Source organism: Pseudomonas kitaguniensis (assembly GCF_009296165.1).
GTDB lineage: Bacteria > Pseudomonadota > Gammaproteobacteria > Pseudomonadales > Pseudomonadaceae > Aquipseudomonas > Aquipseudomonas kitaguniensis.
In genome coordinates, this window is record NZ_VUAZ01000022.1 from 26,130 (window position 1) to 50,766 (window position 24,637).

Consider the following 24,637-nt stretch of genomic DNA (forward strand, 5'->3'; position numbering starts at 1 on the left):
CTATGTCAGAACAACCCGTCACTTCTACCCCCGAAGGCACTTTCAACGTTGACCTTCGGGGCGTGCATTACGACTTCCTCAAAGACCGTGTGCCCGCCTGGTTCAATCAGGCCACCGCACAACGCCAGCAAGAACTCGCCAGCCATGAAATGGAGCTGCCCAATTGGTACCTGACTGCCACGGTTCAGCAACGGGCGGCACTGGCCGACAGCCATATCCGCTATCGCGAGACCTTGAACCAGGTGGAAAACAACCTGGGCAACATTCAGGATGTGTTGGCGTTTGCCGAGCAACCGCTTAAAGAGGCGATCAAGCAACGCTTCAACCTGGACCTGGACGTCAAAAACGTCTATTTCGCGCGCAAATATGGGTATAAAGGCCGCGACGATCTGTTCGGTGCGTTTGTCTTCGACCAGACCCGTGACCCGGCGTTACGCTATGAGTACCGCACGGTATCCTTGCTTGAGGCCGCCCTTGCCAATTTTGAACCTGACGAAGAACAAGCAAGTTCCTGTAACGATTGCCAGATCATAACGACCTTGAGCGCGTCTTATGGCGGTGATGTCATCCCGACTTTAAGTGTGTTCAAGTCGCGCGCTCTGGCCATCGCTCCACATGAATTTATCCAGATGTGTCGCACCCTGGACGTGGGGAATTTGTATCAGCAGCACATCAAAGCCATCGTCGAACCCACAGATGACGCAAAACGCAGCGCACTGCAAACCCAACTGCAAGAGCATCATCGCCAACAGCTGGCGTTGAGTGCCGAAATTGCCTCTCACAAGATCGAGTGGGGCATCAGTGCCGATGCCTACCAGATGATCAAACAGGTCATCACCGACCAGAGCAGCGCCACCCTCGATGGCAAGCCGGTGACATTTGCCGCGCTGAAAGTGTTTGGCAGTGTATTGGTGGGGCCGGTGATGATCGGGCCAGACCGTAAAGACAGTGGCAGGGTTGAACGCCTGGTGGTGTTCATCCCCAATGACCCACAGCAGCCGCTCAAGGAATACGCCTCCAGCGCCGAGTTCATGGTTGAGCTCAGGGGCCGCTTGCACAGTGCCTCGTACCGGCGCTTTTTCAGCCGATTCGTGCCTCAGCGCGAGCAGGGCGTGTTTTTTCAGCAATTTAATCTGTTGTACAAACCTGCCAACGGCAATGGCGCAGCAGGCGATTACCCACAGGTGCCAAGGCCGGTAAGGTTGCCCCTGGATGCGTTGGACATTAATGGCGACCTGTGGGAGCAACTGCGCGAGGCCCAGGTACGCAAGATCTTGGCGGATGCCCGCGCCGTGGCCGTGCCTACCGGGGACGAGGACAGCAAGGCGCGAATGGAGCGCTTGTCGAGCTACCTGGACGCTGTGCTCAGCGTGTTCAACCTCGCCGCTTTCGTGGTGCCGGGGCTGGGGCCGATAATGCTGGCCGTGGGTGCGGCGCAGATGTGCACGCAAGTGTATGAAGGCATAGAAGCCTATGAGCAAGGCGATATGAAAACCATGTGGGCGCACTTTTCCAGCGTGGCCCTGAATGCGGCAATGCTGGGTGTCGGGGCCAAGGTGTTACCCGAAATCAAGCTGGCGAGCATGGTCGACAACCTCAAACCGGTCACGCTGCCTACGGGTAAGCAGGTGTTGTGGAACCCGGACCTTACGCCCTATAAGGTGCCCGTCGAACTGGCTCCAGACGCCAAGCCAAACACCTTGGGACTCTACCAGCACAATGGGCGGACAGTGTTGCCGCATGAAGGTGACCACTATCAGGTCAGGCAGGAGGCCGATACCGGCCAATACCGCATTCAGCACCCCAGCCGTCCCGGCGCCTATGAACCGCAACTGGCACATAACCATGCCGGCGCCTGGAGTCATGAAGTCGAAGAGCCACTGACCTGGGACAAACCGACTCTGATGCGGCGCCTGGGGCTGGAACAACGTGGGCTTGGCAGTGAAACGTTGGAGCAGGCCCGTATCGCCAGTGGCGTCGAAGAGGACACCTTGCGGCAGACCTTTGTCGAGCATGAGCGGGTGCCTTTGCTGCTGGAAGACACCCTCCAGCACTTCAAGGTTCATCAGGCGCTGACGACTTTTGTCGAGCAAATGTACAGCAGCGACCCGGCGCTTTACGCCAAGGCTGACCCGGCGCTGCAACTGAACATGATGCGGCGTAGCGGGATGTTGCCCGTCGACGTAGCGCTTCGAGTTCTGGACGGCAACAACCGGATACTTTGGCAAGATGATGCCTCGGCGACTGCTTCCAGGCGCGTGGTGGTTGTCACTGAAAGCCAAATGGCGCGCGGTGGGTTGCTCGATCAAGTGTTGAGTACCTTGCAAAGCGTTGACCCCATTCTTAAGGAAATCCCCGGCAGTGCCGAAGATTCGCTGGCAGTGCGGGCCGGCAAGTTGCGCGAACATATCGCCAATGTCGTCGATACGTTCAAGGGCCAACTGGTCGAAGAGCGCTACAAAGCGCTGAGCGCGACCGACGACCCGGATGTGGGGCTGGTACTGGGTACTTACACCCGGCTGCCGGTATCGATGGCTGCCGAGTTGGTCAAAAGCCTGACGGGCGAACAATTGCAGGCCTTTCGCGACAGCGGGGTTCTGCCTGAGGAGCAGCGTCAGCAGGCGCGATGGTTTGAACAGGAAACACGCGTGTCGCGTGCCTATGAAGGGCTGCATCTGGACACCCTGGCAGACATCGACAGCCAGCGCCTGGCCTTGCACACCCTGGAAACCTTGCCTGGATGGCGGCCCGGAACGCGGGTGGAACTGCGCCAATATTCGGCCGAGGGCACGCTGCTCGATGCTATTGGTTCTGCGGACTCAACAACCCCCATGACCTTGGTGCTCAAAGACAACGGCTTGTTTGAAGCGCCCGTGCCCAGGGACTTTTACACCGCAACCTGGGAACTGCTATCTGCCGCAGAGCGCCAGGGCCTCAGGTTCACCGATGTGTTGCAAATGAAGGCCGCGATTGTTCAATCGCCGTTGCCTCGTGTACCGCTGCGCGCGGTGTTGCTGGAGCATCCGGTGCGCAGGCCAGCCGTTGAAGCGGGGCTGCGCTTGCTGGGCGGTGGTCGTGGGTTTCGAAAGCTTGTGGCCGGCGTTTTTGGTCCATCAGAGGCGTCGATAAACGCTCGGGTGCGCAAATTGTACCCCTCCCTGGACGATGAGGCGGTCGCTGCCTTTATCCAGTCATTGGGTAAGGATGTTAACGCTGGGTTGAAACTTCGGGAAGCTGAGTTCGAGACGCTGAAGAAGGAATTGGATGTTTGGGTTCACGCCAATACACCGGAATCAGAGCGGTTGGACCTCTCTGCCCCAGCACCTTTCATCGCCCAGGAGATTATCGGCCAATGGCGTCGCACGGGCAGAGGCCCCATGCAGTTACGAATGGGTTGGGACCCGCTGGAGCTGCCGATATTGAGCGCTAACTTCAGTCATATCGAAACGCTTGAGCTCTCCGGTGTAAGGCGTTTTGGCAACGCTGACGCTTTCCTTAAAAAATTCACCCACCTCAAAGGTTTGAGGATTAGCAGTTGCGGGCTCACCGAGTTGCCCGCCGCCATTGGTGAAATGAACAACCTGACCTCGCTGGATCTGGCCTCTAACAGCCTTCGCTTGACCCCACAAAGCGCCAGAATGCTGAGCACCCTCGGCAACCTTGAAGAACTCTACCTCACCAATAACCCGCTGGGGATTGCTCCGGACTTCAGTGCGATGACCCGCTTGAGAGCGCTGAGTTTGAGAAATACGCAGCTGGATCAGTGGCCAACGGGGCTGGACGCGCGCACAGGTCTGGAGCTGGTTAACTTGAGCCATAACTTTTTGCGTGAGGTACCCGAGCAATACCTCAACCCGACCGATGAACAGCTGGACGCGACGGCGCGACTCAATGGTGTCACCTTGCTTGAGGGCAACCCATTCCCCGCTGATTACTGGCAGAAGTTTGATAACTATTGGCGACGCCTGAATCAAGCCCTGCCGGAGTTGGTCAAAAGCGCTCGCGACGGCGCGTTCGACAGTGACAACCCCAGGCTTGAAAAGATTCGACGCATGTACCCGGACAAACCCATGTACGAGGCCAGGGAGTTTATCTGGGGGTTGGGCGAGGGCGCCGATGCAGAACTGGCCAGGCTTGAACTGGAATTCAACACGTTGGACCGGCAGTTGAACGCCTGGACGTTTTCGGGCGGCGGTGAACGCCAACGCTACGTGCGGGCCGATCAACGGCAAGCCAATGCAGGCGGGCTGGACGATCGTAACCAGGCCCAGCAACGGATCCGCGCTTGCTGGCGCCGGGACACCGCGCAAAAGCTTAACAATGACGGGCAACCGATAGGCCTGGAACTGGACTTGAGTGGCCTGACATTACCGAGCTTGCCGGACTTGGATGTCGATTTCAGCCATGTTGGCTCACTCAAGTTGAACAACATGAACCTCAGCACTTCGCCGGAAGGGTTCCTTACGCGTTACCGGCATCTGCGCTGGCTGGACCTGTCAAATAATCAGCTGCGCGAACTGCCTCCGGCCCTGGGGGAGATGCATGGCCTGACCCGCTTGTTTTTGCAGAACAACCAGATTCGCCTGAGTCCCGAAACGGCGCAGATTCTGTCGCAGCGCGTGACCCTGCGAGCGCTATGGATGCAGGGTAACTCGCTGGGCATTGCGCCGGACTTCAGCCTGATAACCGATATGCGTTCACTCTCCTTGAGCAACGCAGGCATTGATACCTGGCCTGCCGGTTTGGCGGAACAACCGAACCTGGACCAGATAGACCTGCGCAATAACAACATCACGAGCATTCCGGCCTCAGTCATTGCGCCGCCTGACGCACAGTTGGCGCAAACCGCACGGGTTAATAATGTGACCTCGGTATCCGGTAATCCTTTGACCGAGGGTACCCTGCAACAGGTCAGGCAATACAACCTGCGACTTGAACAGGCAGACCTGGCATCAGCGCAGAATCCCAACCTGTTGGTCGCCACCGCGCTGCACCCACGTGCCGCGGTTGTGCCCAGTGTCGGTGTGCAGCAGCCGTTCTTGCGGTGGACCCAGGATTTGTCTGTGGACCAGGTGTCAGCCAGACAGACTCAGTGGCAGGCACTGCGTGGTGAAGAGCGCGCCGGCCCGTTCTTCGACATCCTCAATCGCCTGCAGCAAGCTGGTTCCGGGCATGCCGACCTGCAACGTCGCGTCTGGGAAGTGATCGACGGCATCAGCGAAAACACACCTGAATCGGAAAAACACCGCGAGGAACTATTTGGCCAGGCCGGCGAGCCAGGTTGCTGTGATCTCGCCGCGTTCTCCTTCAGCAATTTGGAAGTCAAGACGCTGGTCTACAGGGCGCGCGCCCAGGCTGCCGGGCAGGTGCAAGGCGCGCAGCTGTCGAATTTGTCCAAAGGTTTGTTCCGTTTGCACGAAGTCGACAAGGTTGCCTCGGCAGACATCCAGCGCAGTGAGGCCATCGTCCGTGACCCCGCAGTGTCGATGGCCGATAAGTTGCCCCATACCCAGCGCTTGTCGGAAGAGGTGGAGATCAGGCTGGCGTATCGCTTCGGCCTCAAGGACCGGCTGCAATTGCCGGGGCAGCCGCAAAATGTCAGGTTCACCAGCCTGGTTGGCGTCACGCCGGCGATGCTGGATGCTGCCTACGCAAAAATCATCGCCCTGGACAACTCCGTCGCAGAGTTTCAGGCGCTGTTGTCCCGTGAGTTTTGGCAGGATCATGTGACACACAAGTACCGCGAGCAATTTGATGCGCAAAGCGAGCCCTATCAGCAGCAGTTAAGCGCACTGCATGAGAAGCACGTTGCCAAGTCGTTGTCCGACACGGTCTATAAAGCCAAAGCCGATGAGTTGCAGGCGCAGCTGGCGATTAAGGAAGGCGCCCTGATCCAGGCGCTGAGCCGACAGGAAATCGCGGAGATTCTGCTGCCACGCGAAACCCTTGAAGTGCTGATTGAACCCAGCACGAACACAACGCGTGAGTTACAGCTCTCACAGTCGCGAGCCATCGAGTTCAATGGCAAACAGTACTTTGTGGCAAGCCTGCCGGATGCGGATGGCGAGCACTACCTGTTGTGGGTGCAGGCGCCGGATAATCCGTTTGTGTTGGCCAGTAGCGGGATCATCGCCAAGCCCAATGCCGAGGGGGTCTGGAAGCGACCACGTACGCCGGGAGGTATGAGGCCCGCGGTTTCCGATGATGAATTTGAAGACGCACCCGAGTCCATGCCGATGGCTCCCTACACGGCGCAAGAACTCAGTTTCATGAGACGTGAGGTTCATTTTACTGAAGCGCCAAATCGCGTCGGCAGTTATAACCGCGCGAACAACGCTAAGTACCCGCTGAGGGACTATCAGGGCAGGCCGATACGTATTCGAAAACTGCAAAGAAACGTCGAGCTGGTGGACCAGGGCATTCAATACACTTCAGATCAGGTCAAACCTTACATTAAGTTTGAAGGGTATGAGGAAGTGGGCGCCCGTTATGAAGAACAACTGCAGTGGCGTACGTTCACTGCGCAGGATATGAAAGTGCCCCAGGAAAGCGCGTTGATAGGGCAGTCCATGGTGGTAGCCAACAGACGTATCGTCAAAGGCGAAATAGTCGGCGTTTATGGCGGGACAGTACTTCCCACTGGAATGTTTGGCCCCTCAGGTCAAACCTACACGATGCTGGTCAGCGAACGACCGGTGTTTGGGGGCATGCACATGGGCAGGGAGCCGGTCCACCTGTCCGGGGACAACATCCTCTCCAGGATCAATACCAACTTTGAATATGATGTTGATGGCAAACCCGTACGCCAGGCCTTGGGGGGATATAACGTGGAGGCAGTGCCATTCGACGTTGAGGCGGATATGTGGCTTGGCGTGGGGCCTGAGGCCATACTAAAAAGAAAGAAATTTACACTGACGACGGTATTTGCGACCGAGGATATTGCGGCCGGCACCGAGCTGCGAATGGATTATCAATACACCGAAGGCATGATTAAAACGCTGTTCGTATAAGGCGCTGTTGATCAGCTAAACCACCGTCGGCGTGGGAGCGGGCTTGCTCGCGATTGCGGTGTGTCAGATAAGTATTTTTCAACTGACACACCGCCATCGCGAGCAAGCCCGCTCCCACTGTTGACTGCGTTCGGCTTGGCTAGAACAAAAAGTAGCGCTGGGCCATCGGCAGCACTTCCGCCGGTTCGCACCACAGCAACACGCCGTCGGCCTTGACCTGATAGGTCTGCGGGTCCACCTCTATATCCGGCAGGTAGTCGTTGTGGATCAAGTCGGTTTTCTGCACGTTGCGGCAACCTTTGACCACCGCGATTTGCTTCTTCAAACCCAACGCTTCGGGCAACCCGGCGTCCTGCGCAGCCTGGCTGATAAAGGTCAGGCTGGTGGCGTGCAAAGCGCTGCCAAAGCTTGCGAACATGGGGCGGTAGTGCACCGGCTGCGGGGTGGGAATCGACGCGTTGGCGTCGCCCATCAGGCTTGAAGCAATCGCACCGCCCTTGAGAATCAAGGTCGGCTTGATGCCGAAAAACGCCGGGCGCCACAGCACCAGGTCAGCCCATTTGCCCACCTCGATGGAGCCGACAATGTGGCTGACGCCGTGGGTGATCGCCGGGTTGATGGTGTACTTGGCGATATAGCGTTTGATGCGAAAATTGTCGTTGCCGGGGCCGTCACCGGGCAGCGCGCCGCGCTGCTTTTTCATCTTGTCGGCGGTCTGCCAGGTCCGCGTAATCACTTCGCCGACGCGGCCCATGGCCTGGCTGTCGGAGCTGATCATCGAGAACGCGCCGAGGTCGTGCAGGATGTCTTCAGCGGCGATGGTCTCGCGGCGGATCCGGCTTTCGGCGAACGCCACGTCTTCGGCGATGCTTGGGTCCAGGTGATGGCAGACCATCAACATGTCCAGGTGCTCGTCGATGGTGTTGCGGGTGAACGGCCGGGTCGGGTTGGTGGAGCTGGGCAACACGTTCGGCAAACCGCAAGCCTTGATGATGTCCGGCGCGTGGCCGCCACCGGCACCTTCGGTGTGGTAGGTGTGAATGGTGCGGCCCTTGAGCGCGGCGAGGGTGGTTTCGACGAAGCCGGATTCGTTGAGCGTGTCGCTGTGGATCGCCACCTGCACATCGTACTGATCGGCCACGTTGAGGCAATTGTCGATGCTGGCCGGCGTAGTGCCCCAGTCTTCATGCAACTTCAAACCAATGGCGCCGGCCTTGACCTGTTCGATCAACGGCTCGGGCAGACTGGCGTTGCCCTTGCCGGTAAAACCGATGTTCATCGGGAACGAATCGCTGGCTTGCAGCATGCGCGCCAGGTGCCACGGCCCCGAGGTGCAGGTGGTGGCGTTGGTGCCGGTGGCCGGTCCCGTGCCGCCGCCGATCATGGTGGTCACGCCGCTGGTCAGCGCTTCTTCGATCTGCTGCGGGCAGATGAAGTGCACATGGCTGTCGATGCCGCCGGCGGTGAGGATCATGCCTTCACCGGCGATCACTTCGGTACTGGCGCCGATGGCCATGGTTACGCCCGGTTGAATGTCCGGGTTGCCGGCCTTGCCGATCGCGTGAATGCGCCCGTTCTTCAGGCCGACGTCAGCCTTGACGATGCCCCAGTGGTCGATGATCAGCGCGTTGGTGATCAGCGTGTCCACGACCTCATGGGCGAGCAATTGGCTCTGGCCCTGGCCATCGCGGATCACCTTGCCGCCGCCGAATTTGACTTCTTCGCCGTAAACGGTGAAGTCCTGCTCGACTTCGACGAACAGCTCGGTGTCGGCCAGGCGGACCTTGTCACCGACGGTGGGGCCGTACATGTCGGCATATGCCTGACGACTGATTTTCATGTGTGTGAACCCTGAAAAATGTGTGTTGAATGTGAGTCCGTCATCGGCAGCAAGCCCGCTCCCACCTTTGACGTGTGGGAGCGGGCTTGCTCGCGAAGAGGCCCTAAAGGTCGCCCATAATCCGGCCAGCAAACCCGAACACCCGCCGCCCACCGCTCAAATCGACCAACTCGACTTCACGACTCTGCCCCGGCTCAAAGCGCACCGCCGTGCCCGCCGGAATATTCAGGCGCATGCCACGGCTCGCGGCGCGGTCAAAGGTCAGCGCGTCATTGGTCTCGAAAAAATGATAATGCGAGCCCACCTGAATCGGCCGATCACCGCTGTTGGCCACGCTCAGGCTGACGGTGCGCCGGCCCACGTTGAGTTCGATGTCGCCAGGCTGGATCTGATATTCGCCAGGAATCATGCAGGTTGCCCCAAGGTCTTGAAGTAGATGGCGGTCGGCGTATAACGCCCGTCCGGGCTTTGGCAATAGTCGGGCAACTCACCGATCTTGGTGTAGCGCAACGACTGGTAAAAAGCTTCGGCACCCGAACCGGCCTCGGTGTCGAGGTACAACAGGCCGCGCTTGTGCTGGCGCGCGGCGAGTTCCAGAGTGCTCATCAATTGCTGCCCCAAACCATGGCGGCGCGCGTTGCTGTGCACCAGCAGTTTTTGCACCTCGGCGCGGTTCTGGCCATTGGCTTTCTGGCACAGCGCCAATTGCACGCTGGCGATCACTTTTTCGTCGCGCACCACCACCCACAGCAGCAGGCTCGCGTCTTCAATGCTTGCCTGCACCCCGCTCAGATAGGCACGCGCCTGGGCCTCATCGAAGTCATCCATGAAACCCACCGAGGCGCCATGCTTGACCGCGTCGAGCAGCAGCTCGATCAAGCCCTGGCGGTAATGCGCAAAACTTTCAGCATTCACTCGACGCAGTTGAGCAGTGTTCATCGATCTCACTCCTTGGGCGGTTCGGCGCCCGGATTCAATGTCAGTTGCATAAAGGTCAGGTCCAGCCAGCGGCCGAACTTGATGCCCACGTGCGGCATCTGCCCGGTGGTGACGAACCCAAGGCGCTCGTGCAGGCGCACAGACGCCTGGTTGCCGCTTTCGATGGCCGCGACCATCACATGCTTGCCGCAGGCGCGGGCACGTTCGATCAGTGCTTGCATCAGGCGCGGGCCAAGGCCTTTGCCGCGCTGGTCATTGCGTACATACACCGAGTGTTCGACGCTGTAGCGGAAACCCTCGAAGGGCCGCCAGTCGCCGAAAGAGGCGTAGCCGGTGACTTCAGCGTTTTCCACCGAAACCAGAATCGGGTATGCCTGCGCCTGGCGTGCGCTGAACCAGGCCTGACGGTTGGCCAGGTCTACCGGTTGTTCGTTCCAGATCGCCGTGGTGTTGAGCACCGCGTCGTTGTAGATGTGCAGAATCGCCGGCAAGTCTTGCCAGGTGGCATCACGAATCATGGCCGGGCCTCACGCGATAGGCTGATGGACGGTGACCAGCTTGGTGCCATCGGGAAACGTGGCCTCCACCTGAATGTCGGGGATCATTTCCGGGATGCCCTCCATCACTTGTTCGCGGCTGAGCAGCGTGGTGCCGTAGTGCATCAGTCGGCGACCGTGCGGCCATCGCGGGCGCCTTCCATCAAGGCGGCGGAAATGTAGGCGATGGTTTCCGGGTAGTTGAGCTTCACACCCCGCGCCAGGCGACGTTCGGCGACAAGGCCTGCGGTGAAGATCATCAGTTTGTCTTTTTCCCGTGGGGTCAAATCCATGGTTCAAGGTCCTTCGTGGCATACATTCTTAAATACAACAGAGATCCAGGGTGGGAGGCGGCTTGCGCCTCCCGCCTTGTGATCTTCATGTGCTCCAGATTCGGGGTGCGACGGCCGCTCGCCCAAGCACCGCCGGGCGCAGCAACTTCCATAGATCAATCAACCAGCCCCGCGCGTGCAGCGCTTCACTGGCCAGGCAGCGCGCCACCAACACACCCGGCAACTGGGTCAGGTCGCCGCGCACCGCATGCGGCAGGCTGCGGCAGGCCTCAAGCAATTCAGGTTCGATGTCGCCAGTCAGCAGCAACGTCGCAAACACCGGTTGCCCGTCCAGCCCGATGGGCGAGTCGAGCAAGCCATCGGCGCCCACAATGCGCTGGCGCTCATGCCAGAGCAACTGGCCGTCGCGGCGAATATCCAGGTGCGATTGAAAGTGGCCGAGGTCGAAACGCTCGCCACTGGCGGGGCGGCCGAGGGCGACCACGTCCCAATAGAACAGCCGCGCATCGCCTTGCAAGTCGATGCGCGTGGTGAGTTCGGCCTGGGCGGCGCTGAACACAATGGTTTCCTGCGGCAGCCATTCCAGCGTCGCGCCGGCTTCCACGCTCAAGTCGAGCTGTTGAAACGCCGGGCCGCTGGCGCGATACCACTTGGCCGCGCCGGGGCTGGTCAATTGCGCCCAGGCGCCGGCGCCGACAGTGGCGCGAATATCCAAACGGTCACCACCGGCAATTCCGCCCGGCGGGTGCACGATGATGTGCTGGCACACCTCGGGGCCTTCGGCGTACAGGTGCTTTTGCACGCGCAGCGGGCCGACGTGGCGGCGCATCACCGGGCGCGTGGTGTCGCCGAAACGCGCGTAGCCGAGTTCCAGCTCGGCGTGCCAGCTGGGGGTGAACAGGGCAGGGGAAACGGGCAGGTTCATGGTTCAGTGCTTATCGTTAGGACGCTACAGATTAGATGGTAACCAAGCCGCGCACACCCTCACTTTCCATATTTTCACCTCGGCCTTGTTGGACGATTTCCCCGCGTGACATCACCAGATACTGGTCGGCCAGCTCGGCGGCGAAGTCGTAGAACTGCTCCACCAGCAGGATCGCCATGTCGCCGCGCGCCGCCAGTTGCTTGATCACCGCGCCGATCTCTTTGATCACCGACGGCTGAATGCCCTCGGTCGGCTCATCCAGAATCAACAGGCGCGGGCGGCTGGCCAGGGCGCGACCAATCGCCAACTGTTGTTGTTGGCCACCGGACAAGTCGCCGCCACGGCGGTGCTTCATTTGCAGCAAAACCGGGAACAACTCATAGATAAATGCCGGCACTTCCTTGGCTTCGGCGCCCGGGAAACGCGACAGGCCCATCAGCAGGTTTTCTTCCACCGTCAGCCGCCCGAAAATCTCCCGGCCCTGGGGCACGTAGGCGATACCGGCGTGCACGCGCTGGTGTGGTTTGAAGCCGGTGATGGTCTTGCCTTCCCAGTTCACCGCGCCTTCTTTGGCCGGCAGCAAGCCCATCAGGCACTTGAGCAGGGTGGTTTTGCCGACGCCGTTACGGCCGAGCAGGCAGGTGACTTCGCCGATCTTCACGTCAAAAGACAGCCCGCGCAAGATGTGGCTACCGCCGTAGTACTGGTGCAGCTTGTCGACTTGCAGCATGTTCAAAATCTCCTCAAAACCACCCTGTTTGCCGGGGCTTGCTAGCGCTTCCTGTGGCGAGCGTTCGCTTAGAGCTTGTGTCAGCGGCCGAGGTACACCTCGATCACCCGCTCGTTTTCCTGCACCTGTTCCAGCGACCCTTCGGCCAGCACGCTGCCTTGGTGCAACACGGTCACGTGGTCGGCAATCGAGCCGACAAAGCCCATGTCGTGCTCCACTACCATCAACGAATGCTTGCCCGCCAGGCGCTTGAACAGTTCAGCGGTAAACTCGGTTTCGGCGTCGGTCATGCCCGCCACCGGTTCGTCCAGCAGCAACAGTTGCGGGTCTTGCATCAACAGCATGCCAATTTCCAGAAACTGCTTTTGCCCATGCGACAGCAGCCCGGCCGGGCGCTGCACCGAGGCGGTCAGGCGCAGGGTGTCGAGCACTTCATCGATGCGGTCTTTCTGCTCGCCGCTCAGGCGTGCACGCAGGCTGGCCCACACCGACTTGTCAGCCTTTTGCGCCAGTTCCAGGTTTTCGAACACGCTGAGCGCTTCGAACACCGTGGGTTTCTGGAACTTGCGCCCGATGCCCGCCTGCGCAATCTGCACTTCGCTCATGCTGGTCAAATCGAGGGTTTCGCCAAACCAGGCCTTGCCATGGCTCGGCCGGGTCTTGCCGGTGATCACGTCCATCAGCGTGGTTTTGCCCGCACCGTTGGGGCCGATGATGCAACGCAATTCGCCGACGCCGATGTACAGGTTCAAGTCGTTGAGCGCCTTGAAGCCATCGAAGCTGACGCTGACGTCTTCCAGGGTCAGGATAGTGCCGTGGCGCGTGTTCAGGCCGACGCCTGCGGCCTGGCCGATGCCGATCGCATCACGGCCGCTGCCCGCATCAAGAATGGGTTCGAGCATAAATTCCGCCGTCGCTGTGACTCTCATTGTTCACCCCGTTTCTTCAACAGGCCGATCACACCCTTGGGCAAATACAAGGTGACGAGGATGAACAACGCGCCCAAAAAGAACAGCCAGTATTCCGGGAAGGCCACGGTGAACCAGCTCTTCATGCCGTTCACCACGCCCGCGCCGAGTAACGGCCCGATCAAGGTGCCGCGCCCGCCCAAGGCTACCCACACGGCGGCTTCAATCGAGTTGGTCGGCGACATTTCGCTGGGGTTGATGATGCCCACTTGCGGCACGTACAACGCGCCGGCCAAGCCACACAACACCGCGCTCAACACCCACACAAACAACTTGAAACCACGCGGGTCATAGCCGCAGAACATCAGGCGGTTCTCGGCATCGCGCAGTGCGGTCAATACCCGCCCGAACTTGCTCTGCGCCAAGCGCCAGCCGGTGTACAGGCTCGCCACCAGCAGCACCACCGTGGCCACAAAAAGCACCGCCCGCGTGCCCGGTTCGGTAATCCCGAAGCCCAAAATACTGCGGAAATTGGTGAAGCCGTTATTGCCGCCAAACCCGGTCTCGTTGCGAAAAAACAGCAGCATCCCGGCAAAGGTCAGCGCCTGGGTCATGATCGAGAAATACACGCCCTTGATCCGCGAGCGAAAGGCGAAGAAACCGAATACCAGCGCCAGCAAACCCGGCGCCAGCACCACCAGGCACATGGCCCAGAGGAAGTGCTCGGTGCCCACCCAATACCACGGCAATTCGCTCCACGACAAAAAGGTCATGAACGCCGGCAGTTCATCGCCGGACGCCTGGCGCATCAGGTACATGCCCATCGCATAACCGCCGAGGGCAAAAAACAAACCGTGGCCGAGCGACAACATCCCGGCATAACCCCACACCAAGTCCAGCGCCAGCGCGACAATCGCGTAGCACAGAATTTTGCCCACCAATGTCAGGGTATAGGCCGACACGTGCAGCGGGTTTTCCGGTGACAGCAGTGAACACAACGGCAGCGCCAACAGCAGGGCCAACATCACCCCGCCGAGCGCTATGGTCATCTTGGGGCCGACCTTTTGCGTGGCCGTAAGCATCAATGGCTGGTTCATCAGTCGATCACCCGTCCTTTCAGTGCGAAGAGTCCTTGCGGGCGCTTCTGAATAAACAGAATGATCAGCGCGAGGATCAGGATTTTGCCGAGCACGGCGCCGATCTGCGGTTCGAGAATTTTGTTGGCAATGCCCAAACCGAAAGCCGCCATTACGCTACCGGCCAACTGGCCGACACCGCCGAGTACCACCACCAGGAACGAGTCGATGATGTAGCTCTGGCCGAGGTCCGGGCCGACGTTGCCGATCTGGCTGAGTGCTACGCCGCCAAGGCCGGCGATGCCGGAACCGAGGCCAAACGCGAGCATGTCTACGCGCCCGGTCGGCACGCCGCAGCAGGCGGCCATGTTGCGGTTCTGGGTAACCGCGCGCACGTTGAGGCCCAAACGGGTTTTGTTCAGCAGCAGCCAGGTCAGCACCACCACGCACAGCGCAAACGCGATGATCACGATGCGGTTGTACGGCAGCACCAGGTTGGGCAGCACTTGAATGCCGCCCGACAGCCACGCCGGGTTCGCCACTTCAACGTTCTGCGCGCCGAACACCAGGCGCACCAGTTGGATCAGCATCAAGCTGATGCCCCATGTCGCGAGTAGCGTTTCCAGAGGGCGGCCATACAGGTGACGAATCACCGTGCGTTCCAGCACCATGCCGATGGCGGCGGTGACGAAAAACGCCACCGGCAGCGCAATCAGCGGGTAGAACTCAATGGCGCCGGGCACATAGCGCTGCATCATTAATTGCACGACGTAGGTGGAATAGGCGCCGAGCATCAGCATCTCGCCGTGGGCCATGTTGATCACGCCAAGCAGCCCGAACGTAATCGCCAGGCCCAAGGCGGCGAGCAGCAGGATTGAACCGAGCGACATGCCGCTGAAGGCTTGGCCGAGGATCTCGCCGAACATCAATTTACGTTTGACTTGGGCCAGGCTGGTCTCGGCGGCGGTGTGCACGGCGGCGTCGGTTTCGACACCCGGCGCGAGCAACGCTTCAAGGCGCGTGCGCGCCAGCGGGTCACCGGTACCGCCCAGCAAACGCACGGCTTGCAGGCGAACGGCCGGGTCGCTGTCGACCAGTTGCAAGTTGGCCAGGGCCAAACTGAGGGCGGTGTGTACGTCCTCATTGGTTTCGGCGGCAACGCGCTGGTCGAGGAATTTGAGTTGCGCAGGTTGTGCGCTTTTTTGCAGGGTTTGCGCGGCGCCAAGACGCACTTTGGGGTCAGCAGCGAGCAGTTGCTGGCTGGCTTGTACGTTGTCGATCAGGCCGCGCAGACGGTTGTTCAGGCGCACGGTTTTGGTTTCACCGTTTAGCGTAAGTTGACCTTGTTGCAGCGCGTCGACCAGCTCGATACGCGCCGGGTCGGGCTGAGCGGCCCAGTCCTGCAGCAGTTTGGCTTGCTGCGTCGGGTTGGCCACGAGGAAATCTTCGGCGTCGCTGGCATGTGCGGCGAAAGGCAGCAACAGCAGGGCGGCGAGGATGAAGCGGTGGAGGGCAGTGGGCATAGAAAAGTGTCCTGATCATGCGCGGCTTAGTTGCTCTTCACCGCGTAATCCGGCTTCTTGTCATTGCCAGGAATGTACGGGCTCCACGGCTGTGCACGGATCGGCTCGTTGGTCTGCCATACGACGGAGAACTGCCCATCCGCCTGGATCTCGCCGATCATCACCGGCTTGTGCAGGTGGTGGTTGGTTTTATCCATGGTCAGGGTAAAGCCCGACGGCGCGGCGAAGGTCTGGCCGGCCAGTGCTTCACGCATTTGTCGACGTCGGTGGACTTGGCTTTTTCCGCCGCCTGCGCCCACATATGAATGCCCACATAGGTGGCTTCCATTGGGTCGTTGGTCACGGCTTTATCCGCGCCCGGCAGGTTGTGCGCCTTGGCATAGGCCTTCCAGTCGGCGACGAATTTTTTGTTCACCGGGTTCTCGACCGACTGGAAGTAGTTCCAGGCGGCAAGGTTGCCCACCAGCGGCTTGGTGTCGATGCCGCGCAGTTCTTCTTCACCCACCGAGAACGCGACTACCGGTACGTCGGTTGCCTTCAAGCCCTGGTTGGCGAGTTCTTTGTAGAACGGCACGTTGGAGTCGCCATTCACGGTGGAGATCACTGCGGTTTTGCCGCCGGCGGAGAATTTTTTGATGTTGGCGACGATGGTCTGGTAATCGGCGTGGCCGAACGGGGTGTAGACCTCTTCAATATCTTTATCCGCGACGCCTTTAGCGTGCAGGAACGAACGCAAAATCTTGTTGGTGGTGCGTGGGTAAACATAGTCGGTGCCCAACAGGAAGAAACGCTTGGCACTGCCGCCTTCTTCGCTCATCAGGTATTCCACCGCAGGGATCGCCTGCTGGTTCGGCGCCGCACCGGTATAGAACACGTTAGGCGACATCTCTTCGCCTTCGTATTGCACCGGGTAGAACAACAGGCCGTTGAGTTCTTCGAACACCGGCAGCACCGATTTACGCGACACCGAGGTCCAGCAACCAAACACCACGGCGACTTTGTCCTGGGTCAGCAACTGGCGGCCTTTTTCGGCAAACAGCGGCCAGTTAGACGCCGGGTCTACGACCACCGGTTCGAGCATTTTGCCGTTGACGCCGCCCTTGGCGTTGATCTCGTCGATGGTCATCAACGCCATGTCTTTAAGCGAGGTTTCGGAGATGGCCATGGTCCCCGACAACGAATGCAGGATGCCGACCTTGATGGTCTCGGCGGCCTGTACAGTCCAGGTCAACCCCATGGCGACAATGGATGCCGACAAAGTAAAAGCCTTGATCAAGCTACGACGCTGCATGGTGCGATCTCCGTAAACCGATATTTTTGTGGGCAGATACGCAGGACTTTGCAAAGGCTGTGCCTGCGGCACTTAACACCGGGTTAAAGGGCAACTGAGCGCTGAGGCTGACGGTGGCGCGCACCAACTTGGCGCCGCAATCGCCACCGAGTGCACGGCAGGCCCTTAAAAAGGGCGCAGGCACAGGCAGGCAGTGCGATTGCGCGATTTGGTCTGCGCCGGTAACGGCTGAACGCTGACCTCAGCGTTTGCGCATCAAGCCGATAAAAAACAGCCCGCCGATGGCTGCCGTCGCCACGCCAATCGGTAGGTCTTCGGGGGCGATCAGGGTGCGGGCTGCGACGTCCACCCACACCAGAAACACACTGCCCAGCAGTACGCACACCGGCAGCAATCGGCGGTGCTCGGCGCCGACCAAACGGCGGGCGATGTGCGGCACCATCAGGCCGACAAAACCGATGGAACCGCTGATGGACACCAGCACGCCGGTCATCAAGGACGCGACCAGGAACACTTTCAGCCGCACGTTGCGCGCGTTCAGGCCCAGGGTCACGGCGGTTTGCTCGCCAGCCATCAAGGCATTCAACGGCCGCGCCATGCCCAGCAGCAATACCAGCCCCAGCAGCACGGTAGCGGCGGGGATCGCCAGCAGCTCCCAACGCGCCAGGCCCAAGCCGCCAAGCATCCAGAACATCACCGCCGACGCGGCGCGGTGGTCGCCCATAAACAGCAGCAGGTTGGCCACCGCCATCATCACGAACGACACCGCCACGCCGCACAGCAACAGCCGGTCACTTTCCAGGCGGCCGTTACGGCTGGCCACCGCCAGCACCACCAGCATGCTCAACAAGGCCCCGATAAACGCGGCAATCGGCAAGGTCAGCACACCGATGATTTGCCCCACATGCAGCACCACAATCACCGCGCCGAGGGTGGCGCCGGAGGTCACGCCCAACAGATGCGGGTCGGCCAGCGGGTTGCGCGTCACCGCCTGCAACACGGCACCGATCAACGCCAGCCCAGCGCCCACCAGCGCACCCAGCAGCATGCGCGGCACGCGGATCAGCCACACAATATGTTCCTGCCCCGCGCTCCAGTTGACGGCACCGATACCGAACGCCTTGTTCAGCAAAATTTGCCACACCACCTCCACCGGCACCCGCGCCGAGCCGAACCCCAGCGAGACCACACACGAGACCAGCAGCAACGCGCCCAGCGCAATCAGCAACAGCCTGTAGCGACGAGTGATCATTCGCCGTGAAACCCCTTGGCCAGCGTTTCAACCGCCAACACGTTGTCGATACCCGGCGTTGCCTGCACGTAGGGGATCACGATAAAGCGCTGGTTCTTGATCGCGTCCACCGACTGCAGGGCCGGGTTATTGAGCAGGAACTGTTGTTTTTGCTCGGCGGTGGTTTCGCTGTAGTCGACGATCACGATCACCTGCGGGTTGCGCTCCACCACGGTCTCCCAGTTGACACGGGTCCAACTGCGTCGACGTCATCGAGAATATTGCGCCCACCGGCGGCGGCGATCAGCGCGTGCGGCATGCCCAGGCGGCCGGACGTCATGGCGCGGTCTTCGCCGCTGTCATACAGGAACACGCGCGGTTTGCTGGCAGGCAGGTGTTTTTGCACCTCGGCAACCTGCGCCTGCATCTGCGCGATCAAGGCAGCGGCGCGGTCTTGCACATCGAAGATCTTGCCCAGGTTGCGCAGGTCGTTATAGGTGTCGTCCAGCGTGGCGGCCGGGCGCTTCATCACAAACGCGCACGACTCGGTCAGCTCATACACGTTGATCCCCAAGGGTTGCAGGGTTTGCGGCGTGAGGTCACCGCCCACGCGCATGCCGTAGTCCCAGCCGGCGAAGAAGAAATCGACGTTGGCATTCAGCAGGGTTTCCACCGACGGGTACTTGCTCGCCAGCTCCGGCAGGCCGTCGAGGATCGCCGCCATTTGCGGCGTGACCGACTTCCAGCCGGTGACGCCGCTGTAACCGGCCATGTGCGATTTGAGGCCGAGTGCGAGCATCATCTGCGTCATGTTGATGTCGTGGCTGACCGCGTGTTTCGGCGCTTCCTGAAAGGTCACGTCGCGGTTGCAGCTTTTGATGGTCACCGGGTAATCGGTCGCCGCGGCGAAGGCGTGGGCAGTGCCGAACAACAGGGCGAGAGAGAGCAGGGCGCGCAGGTCATGGTTGGGTTATCCAAGTGATTCGGGGGTAGCCGGACAAGGGGTGAGTGTCGATCAGGGCGTCGACGCCAAACACGTCGCGCAGCAACTCGACGGTCAGTACGTCGTGGGGCGTGCCGCTGGCGACGATGCGCCCGTGGTTGATCACGTACAGGCGGTCACAGAAGGCGGCGGCCAGGTTGAGGTCGTGGATGCTCGCCAGCGTGCCGATGTTCAAGCGTTTGACCAGCTTCAGAAGCTCCAGCTGATAGCGCGGGTCGAGGTGGTTGGTCGGCTCATCCAGAATCAGCAGTTGCGGTTGCTGCGCCAAGGCGCGGGCGAGAATCACCCGCTGTTTTTCACCGCCCGACAGCGTGGCAAACGCATGGTCTTCGAAGTCCTGCATGCCCACCGACGTCAACACGCTGCGCACCCGTTGCTGGTCGTGCAGCGTGTCGCCATCGAACAAGCCTTTGTGGGGCGTACGGCCCATGGCGACCACTTCATCCACACGCAAACCGAAGGCATCGGGGAACTCCTGCAGCACCACGGCGACGCGTTGCGCACACCACTTGGCGCTGTGTTTCCAAACGTTCTGATGCGCGAGCAGCACCTCGCCGTGTTGCGGTTTGCTGAACCGGTAAGCACAGCGCAACAGGCTGGTCTTGCCGCTGCCATTGGGGCCGATCAGCCCGACAAACTCCCCCGCACCGACCTGCAGGCTGGCGTCACGCAGTTGGAACTGGTGGCTGCAATGGTCGTGACCCGGTGGGGTCCAGGCCAAGCCGGTTATAGCGAGTGACGTCATCAATGTTCTCAAGGTCAGCGCAAATCAAAAATGTGGGAGCAAGCAAGCCCCTTGTTCATCGGTTGATCAGTCTTACTGGAAGGGTTACTCGCCGCAGGGCGCGGCGAGCAACGATAGCGCAGAAAGTGTTATAAGTTAACACTTATTGGCTGCGACACACAGGTCGCGCAAGGCTACACAAGGGCTCTGTTTTAGGTAGCTCGCCTGTTTCACGCGGAACCTGAAGCAGATTCACGTGGGCTAAAAAACCGCGCCAACACCAGACGATCCAGCGCCCACACCACGATCAACGAGGCGCCTACCAGCGGAAAAATGATCGCCAGCGCGAGCATGATCAGCATCGCGGTTTTCCACTTCGGCAGGTCATGGCGCAACGGTGGAACGCCCAGCCCACCGGCTGGCCGGCGCTTCCACCAGATCACCAGACCACTCACCGCACTGAGCAGAATCATCAGGCAAATCAGCAGCACGATCAGTTGGTTGACCCAACCGAACATCTTGCCTTCATGCAGCATCACGCCGGTTTCGGTGGCGCGTGCCAGCGTGTTGTAGTGCGCCCAGCGCACATCGGCGAGCACCTTGCCGGTGTACTGATCCATGTGCAGCGTGGCGTCGTTGCGCGGGTCGTCGGCAAATACCGCGACGGTGAACACGCCGGTGGCCGTGGTCGGGAAGGTGATGCTGTAGCCGGGCTCGACCTTGCGTGAGTTGGCCATATCGACCACCTGTTGCAGGCGCACCGTCGGCGCGGCGGGGCCTGCCTGCATCGCGCCGTGGTTCATGTGTTCGGCGTGGTCGCCGGACATCGGCATTGGCGTGTTCTCCATCGCCCACGGCACGGTCTGTTGGCTCGCGGTATTGAGGCTGCGCGCTTGCTGGTCGGACTGCGGCACGTTGTTCCACATGGCCGCCGGGAAGCGATTCCACAAGTCGGCGTATTGCTTGCCCCAGAAGCCGGTCCAGGTCATGCCGCTGAGCAGCATCACCAGCAAAAACGCCGCGCCCCAAAAGCCTGCGACCGCATGCATGTCACGCCAGAACACCCGGCCACGTGTGTTAAAGCGAGGCCACAACACCCCGGCCGACGACTTGCCGCGCGGCCACCACAGGTACACGCCAGAGACCACCAGCATCACGCCCCAGCCAGCGGCGAGTTCCACCAGGCGGTCGCCGACCGTGCCGATCATCAGCTCGCCGTGGAGTGCGCGGGCGATGGCTTGCAGGTTGTATTTGGCATCCTGCTCGCCGAGCACTCTGCCGCGATACGGGTCGACGAACACGGTGACGTCGCGCCCGCCGTCATGCATCACAAATTGCGCGCTGCGGGTGGCATCGGCAGGCGGCAGGTATTTGCTGATCGTGCCTTGGGGGAAGGCCGCTTGCGCGCGTTGCAATTGTTCATCGGCACTTAACGCGTGCGCAGCGGGTTGCACGTTGAGCAAGTCGCCGTACATCAGCGGGTCGAGTTGCGGTTTGAACAGGTAAATGATGCCGGTCAGCGCCAACAGCACCATAAACGGCGCCACAAACAGCCCGGCGTAAAAGTGCCAACGCCAAGCCAGGTTGTAGAAAGAAACTGTTTGAGAACCCTTGTGGGAGGGGGTTGGCTCCCGATGTTTTTTATGGCCGGTGCCGGTTGGCGCGGGGCTTTCGGGAGTGTGATCAGCGTGGGTGTCAGCAGAAAACCTGGACATGACAAATTCCATCCATCAATCGTAAACAACACGGCCAGCAGCCTGCGGCTGTCTGTTTAAAGTCGGCCTGGGTGAAGTAACGTTATGCAGTGCTTACGCAGTGATGGGTGGCGCGCGGCTGCGGGCGCCGGGGAAGATGTTCTGTCGGGCATGGCCCAGGCGGATGGCCGGGGTGAGGGCGCTGGCCGTTGGCACAGTGCCAAGCGTCAGGTACGACACACTGCCAGGCAGTGCCGGGCAACTGAACAGCAGTTCGCAATAGCCGCACTTGGCCCACAGCGCATGATGTTCGTCGGGGGCTTTAGGGTGATGGGCATCGCCGTGACTGCCCGGCATGTCCATGGACATTTCCATCGGCATAGCGGCGTGGTGATCCATCGGCATCGCTTGGGAAATCAGCGGACCGATAAAGATCATCAGCATGGCGAACAGGCTGATCCAACTGCCGCGCATCCGGCGCTGGTGTGGAGACAACCTGGCGCGAGGGGCGCCCATCGGGTGTTGGCCTATTGAGCGTGCTGATGCCCTTGGGTGGCGATCGGCGGCACTTTCTGCACCGACACTTCCACCTCGACCTTGCCGGCTTTTTCGAAGGTCAGGGTCAGCGGGAATTGCTTGCCATCGGCCAACAGGCTGCGGTCTTTAAGGCCCAGCAACATCACGTGATAGGCCATCGGCGCAAAGGTCAAATCACTCTTGGCCGGCACCGTCACGCTGAGCACATGCTGCATCTTCATCAAGTCGCCCTGCATCACATGCTCATGCAGCTCGGCCTTGTCCGCCACCGGCGTCTCGACACTGAGCAAACGGTCGGCGGTAGCCCCGCTGTTATGAATCACAAAATACGCCGCGACGGTCGGCGCATTCGGCGGCAACTCCTGTGACCACGGGTCGCTGACCAGCAAGTCGCCGACCTTGTAGTCTTCGGCATTCGCGGCACTGAACACCGGCAGCAACAACGCAGCCAGTAGCAGGGAAGATTTGAGCATGGCAGTTCTCCAGAACGGTTCTAAACGCAGTTAACGTGCGAAACAGTCAGACCGTGGGGGAGGCGCGCGGGTTAAGACTCGGCCATTGCTGGCGCGGCGCAGGGTTTTGCACTGCCGCTGGCGACACGCCCGGCACCGCATCAAACCGTGTGACATACACCTGCGGCACGTGCCCCGGCAGCGCCACCCACGGTGCAGAGCCTGAGCAACACGCGCAATGCTGCAGGGTCGAATGGTCGTCTTGCTGCGGCGCCGGAATATCCAGTTTGCCCAGCGCAATGGCCTTCAGGCTGGCGCCATTCGACGAACAAAAACTGCCCCACAGCATTTGCTGAACAGGGTCTTGGGAGTGCTGCATCGCGCTGGCCATCGGCATGGCAAAAGCGTTGAACAGCACTGCGAAGCAGGCGATCCACACACTTGCAAAGCGTTGACGGGCCATGGCGGACAATCCGTAGGGTTAAGCGATCAGGCGGGTATTTAGCCTGAACGGGGGGCATAAGTAAAAAGGCGTGGTGTGGTTTGGTGTCACAGGGCTATCAGATAGCGGAGGCGTGGAGCCTCAGGCCAAGTGCTTTCATTACTTTCATGATAGTCGCGAACTCCGGATTGCCAGTGGTGGAGAGGGCTTTGTATAAACTTTCGCGTCCCAGGCCTGCGTCTCGGGCTACTTGGGTCATGCCTTGGGCACGGGCAATATCGTTGAGGGCGGTACGAATCAGCAGGCCGTCACCCGCATCGTCTTCAAAGCAAGTCTCCAAATAGGCGGCCATCTCCAAAGGCGTTTTCAAGTATTTTGCTGCATCAAAACGGGTAAAAGACTCGCTCATGATTTATTCCTCGCTTCCAGGATTTATTGCCAGTTGTTTTGCACGCGTGATGTCTCGGCTTTGTGTCGATTTGTCGCCACCTACCAACAACAGATAAAACACCTTGTCTCGACGCGTGAAGTAAACGCGATACCCAGGGCCGTAGTGGATTCGCATTTCTGACACACCGTCACCGACAGGCTCACAGTCACCGAAATTTCCTGCCTCCGCCATTCGCAGTCTCTTCAAAACGCGTACTTTGGCGAAAGGATCCCGCAGTGCTTCCAACCATCTGACAAACTCGATGGTTTCAATGAACTCAATCATCACGAATCGTATTCCTTGGGATACAGAATGGCAAGTCGCGATGCGCTGCAAAACAAATGCATCCCCATCGCGGACGTTGATGCAAAACCGCGAGAGGCGAGGTTATAGCGAGGGCTTTTGGCTGAACCAGCCAGCTGGTTCGAAAGTGGTTGTAGGGCAGGTCGACTTTTAGGTGGCGAAACCAAGCAACGTCATGTTTGGCTTGGTATCAGTAAACACAGAAATTTCCGACAACGTTTTGAGGTTGTCCCTAGGACACTCGGTCTCTAGTCTGCGTACACCGCTGCAAACTCAGCGGTCGGGCGTCGCGGCCCGTATTTCTTCAGACGTAAAAGCGTCATCGTCTCCTTTCAGTGGGCGCTTTTTTATCGTCTACTGTGCGGCGCTATGGTGGCTGTGCGCGGGATACCTTCGGGTATGCCGGTGTTCTGGAGAATCGGTCCGCGAACCTGCGTACAGCTGCCACCCCCATCGCGTCGCGGCGATCAGTAGCAGCTCCTTTTTACATCTCCGGAGCTTCACAATGATTAAACCCACCCCAAATCCCCCCGTCCTGCTGTTCACCGTGGCCGATGGCATCAGCACCGAAGACCTGTTCGTGAACCTCAGCGAAACACTCGCCTCGGCCAATGCCCTGAGCTGTGACTTGGCCTTTAACCTGGAAGGACCAAAACGCGAGGAGTTGCTGGGCATTGCGCAGTTGATCGAGTTGGCGCAGTTGCTGGCATGAGCGTGCGCACGAACGCGTCGGGCAGACGACCACCGTTT

At 60.1% G+C, this 24,637-nt stretch carries 18 protein-coding genes and 4 pseudogenes; 2 read left to right on the forward strand and 20 right to left on the reverse strand.

Annotation, left to right across the window (positions count from 1 at the left end; all coding sequences use genetic code 11):
* Nucleotides 1-2: 2 nt before the first annotated feature.
* Complete coding sequence (locus F0169_RS05215) at nt 3-7,010, forward strand: dermonecrotic toxin domain-containing protein (RefSeq protein WP_152745915.1); 7,008 nt, start codon at nt 3-5, stop codon at nt 7,008-7,010.
* Between the two features lie 139 nt (nt 7,011-7,149).
* On the opposite strand, the gene ureC is transcribed toward F0169_RS05215, so the two are convergent.
* The 20 genes and pseudogenes from ureC to F0169_RS05315 form a co-directional block, all read right to left on the reverse strand.
* Nucleotides 7,150-8,850, reverse strand: a complete 1,701-nt coding sequence (ureC, locus tag F0169_RS05220; RefSeq protein ID WP_058414485.1) for an urease subunit alpha — start codon at nt 8,848-8,850, stop codon at nt 7,150-7,152.
* A gap of 103 nt (nt 8,851-8,953) precedes the next feature.
* Nucleotides 8,954-9,259, reverse strand: coding sequence for an urease subunit beta (locus tag F0169_RS05225; RefSeq protein ID WP_106577667.1), 306 nt, complete (start codon nt 9,257-9,259; stop codon nt 8,954-8,956).
* Nucleotides 9,256-9,789: a GNAT family N-acetyltransferase gene (locus F0169_RS05230; protein WP_152745916.1), complete on the reverse strand. Its 534-nt coding sequence runs from the start codon at nt 9,787-9,789 to the stop codon at nt 9,256-9,258. Before F0169_RS05230 ends, F0169_RS05225 begins: the two co-directional genes overlap by 4 nt.
* A 5-nt stretch (nt 9,790-9,794) precedes the next feature.
* Entirely contained in the window at nt 9,795-10,307 is a 513-nt protein-coding gene (locus F0169_RS05235; protein WP_058414488.1) for a GNAT family N-acetyltransferase, read from the reverse strand.
* A gap of 9 nt (nt 10,308-10,316) precedes the next feature.
* Nucleotides 10,317-10,618, reverse strand: a pseudogene (gene ureA, locus F0169_RS05240) (urease subunit gamma).
* A gap of 85 nt (nt 10,619-10,703) precedes the next feature.
* Nucleotides 10,704-11,543, reverse strand: a complete 840-nt coding sequence (locus F0169_RS05245; RefSeq protein ID WP_058414489.1) for an urease accessory protein UreD — start codon at nt 11,541-11,543, stop codon at nt 10,704-10,706.
* A gap of 31 nt (nt 11,544-11,574) precedes the next feature.
* Entirely contained in the window at nt 11,575-12,273 is a 699-nt protein-coding gene (urtE, locus tag F0169_RS05250) for an urea ABC transporter ATP-binding subunit UrtE (protein WP_152745917.1), read from the reverse strand.
* Nucleotides 12,274-12,353: 80 nt separating this feature from the next.
* Complete coding sequence (gene urtD / locus F0169_RS05255) at nt 12,354-13,202, reverse strand: urea ABC transporter ATP-binding protein UrtD (protein WP_152745918.1); 849 nt, start codon at nt 13,200-13,202, stop codon at nt 12,354-12,356.
* Nucleotides 13,199-14,278 (reverse strand): urea ABC transporter permease subunit UrtC, encoded by a 1,080-nt coding sequence (gene urtC / locus F0169_RS05260; RefSeq protein ID WP_152745919.1) that lies wholly within the window; start codon nt 14,276-14,278, stop codon nt 13,199-13,201. The genes urtD and urtC overlap by 4 nt, the downstream gene beginning before the upstream one ends.
* Nucleotides 14,278-15,780 (reverse strand): urea ABC transporter permease subunit UrtB, encoded by a 1,503-nt coding sequence (gene urtB, locus F0169_RS05265; protein WP_152745920.1) that lies wholly within the window; start codon nt 15,778-15,780, stop codon nt 14,278-14,280. The genes urtC and urtB overlap by 1 nt, the downstream gene beginning before the upstream one ends.
* Nucleotides 15,781-15,806: 26 nt before the next feature.
* A pseudogene (gene urtA / locus F0169_RS05270) lies at nt 15,807-17,071 on the reverse strand (urea ABC transporter substrate-binding protein).
* A 241-nt stretch (nt 17,072-17,312) separates the two neighbouring features.
* On the reverse strand, nt 17,313-18,323 hold the full coding sequence (locus F0169_RS05275; protein ID WP_152745921.1) for a FecCD family ABC transporter permease: 1,011 nt from the start codon (nt 18,321-18,323) through the stop codon (nt 17,313-17,315).
* Nucleotides 18,320-19,260 (reverse strand): annotated as a pseudogene (locus F0169_RS05280) (ABC transporter substrate-binding protein). The gene F0169_RS05275 and the pseudogene F0169_RS05280 overlap by 4 nt, the downstream one beginning before the upstream one ends.
* Nucleotide 19,261: 1 nt before the next feature.
* On the reverse strand, nt 19,262-20,050 hold the full coding sequence (locus F0169_RS05285) for an ABC transporter ATP-binding protein (protein WP_058414497.1): 789 nt from the start codon (nt 20,048-20,050) through the stop codon (nt 19,262-19,264).
* Between the two features lie 209 nt (nt 20,051-20,259).
* On the reverse strand, nt 20,260-21,744 hold the full coding sequence (locus tag F0169_RS05290; protein ID WP_241679057.1) for a PepSY-associated TM helix domain-containing protein: 1,485 nt from the start codon (nt 21,742-21,744) through the stop codon (nt 20,260-20,262).
* Between the two features lie 93 nt (nt 21,745-21,837).
* The gene (locus F0169_RS05295; protein ID WP_152745922.1) at nt 21,838-22,239 is read right to left on the reverse strand and encodes a DUF2946 domain-containing protein; all 402 of its coding nucleotides are present in this window, start codon (nt 22,237-22,239) and stop codon (nt 21,838-21,840) included.
* An 11-nt stretch (nt 22,240-22,250) separates the two neighbouring features.
* Entirely contained in the window at nt 22,251-22,733 is a 483-nt protein-coding gene (locus F0169_RS05300; protein ID WP_152745923.1) for a copper chaperone PCu(A)C, read from the reverse strand.
* Nucleotides 22,734-22,779: 46 nt separating this feature from the next.
* Complete coding sequence (locus tag F0169_RS05305; RefSeq protein ID WP_152745924.1) at nt 22,780-23,175, reverse strand: DUF2946 domain-containing protein; 396 nt, start codon at nt 23,173-23,175, stop codon at nt 22,780-22,782.
* Nucleotides 23,176-23,272: 97 nt separating this feature from the next.
* Nucleotides 23,273-23,563 carry an addiction module antidote protein gene (locus tag F0169_RS05310; RefSeq protein WP_152745925.1) on the reverse strand — a complete coding sequence of 97 codons (291 nt, stop codon included), beginning with the start codon at nt 23,561-23,563 and terminating at the stop codon, nt 23,273-23,275.
* A 3-nt stretch (nt 23,564-23,566) separates the two neighbouring features.
* On the reverse strand, nt 23,567-23,869 hold the full coding sequence (locus tag F0169_RS05315; protein ID WP_122249817.1) for a type II toxin-antitoxin system RelE/ParE family toxin: 303 nt from the start codon (nt 23,867-23,869) through the stop codon (nt 23,567-23,569).
* A gap of 523 nt (nt 23,870-24,392) precedes the next feature.
* Between F0169_RS05315 and F0169_RS05320 the strand changes: the two are divergent.
* Nucleotides 24,393-24,637, forward strand: a pseudogene (locus F0169_RS05320) (DUF6124 family protein); the annotation flags it as partial.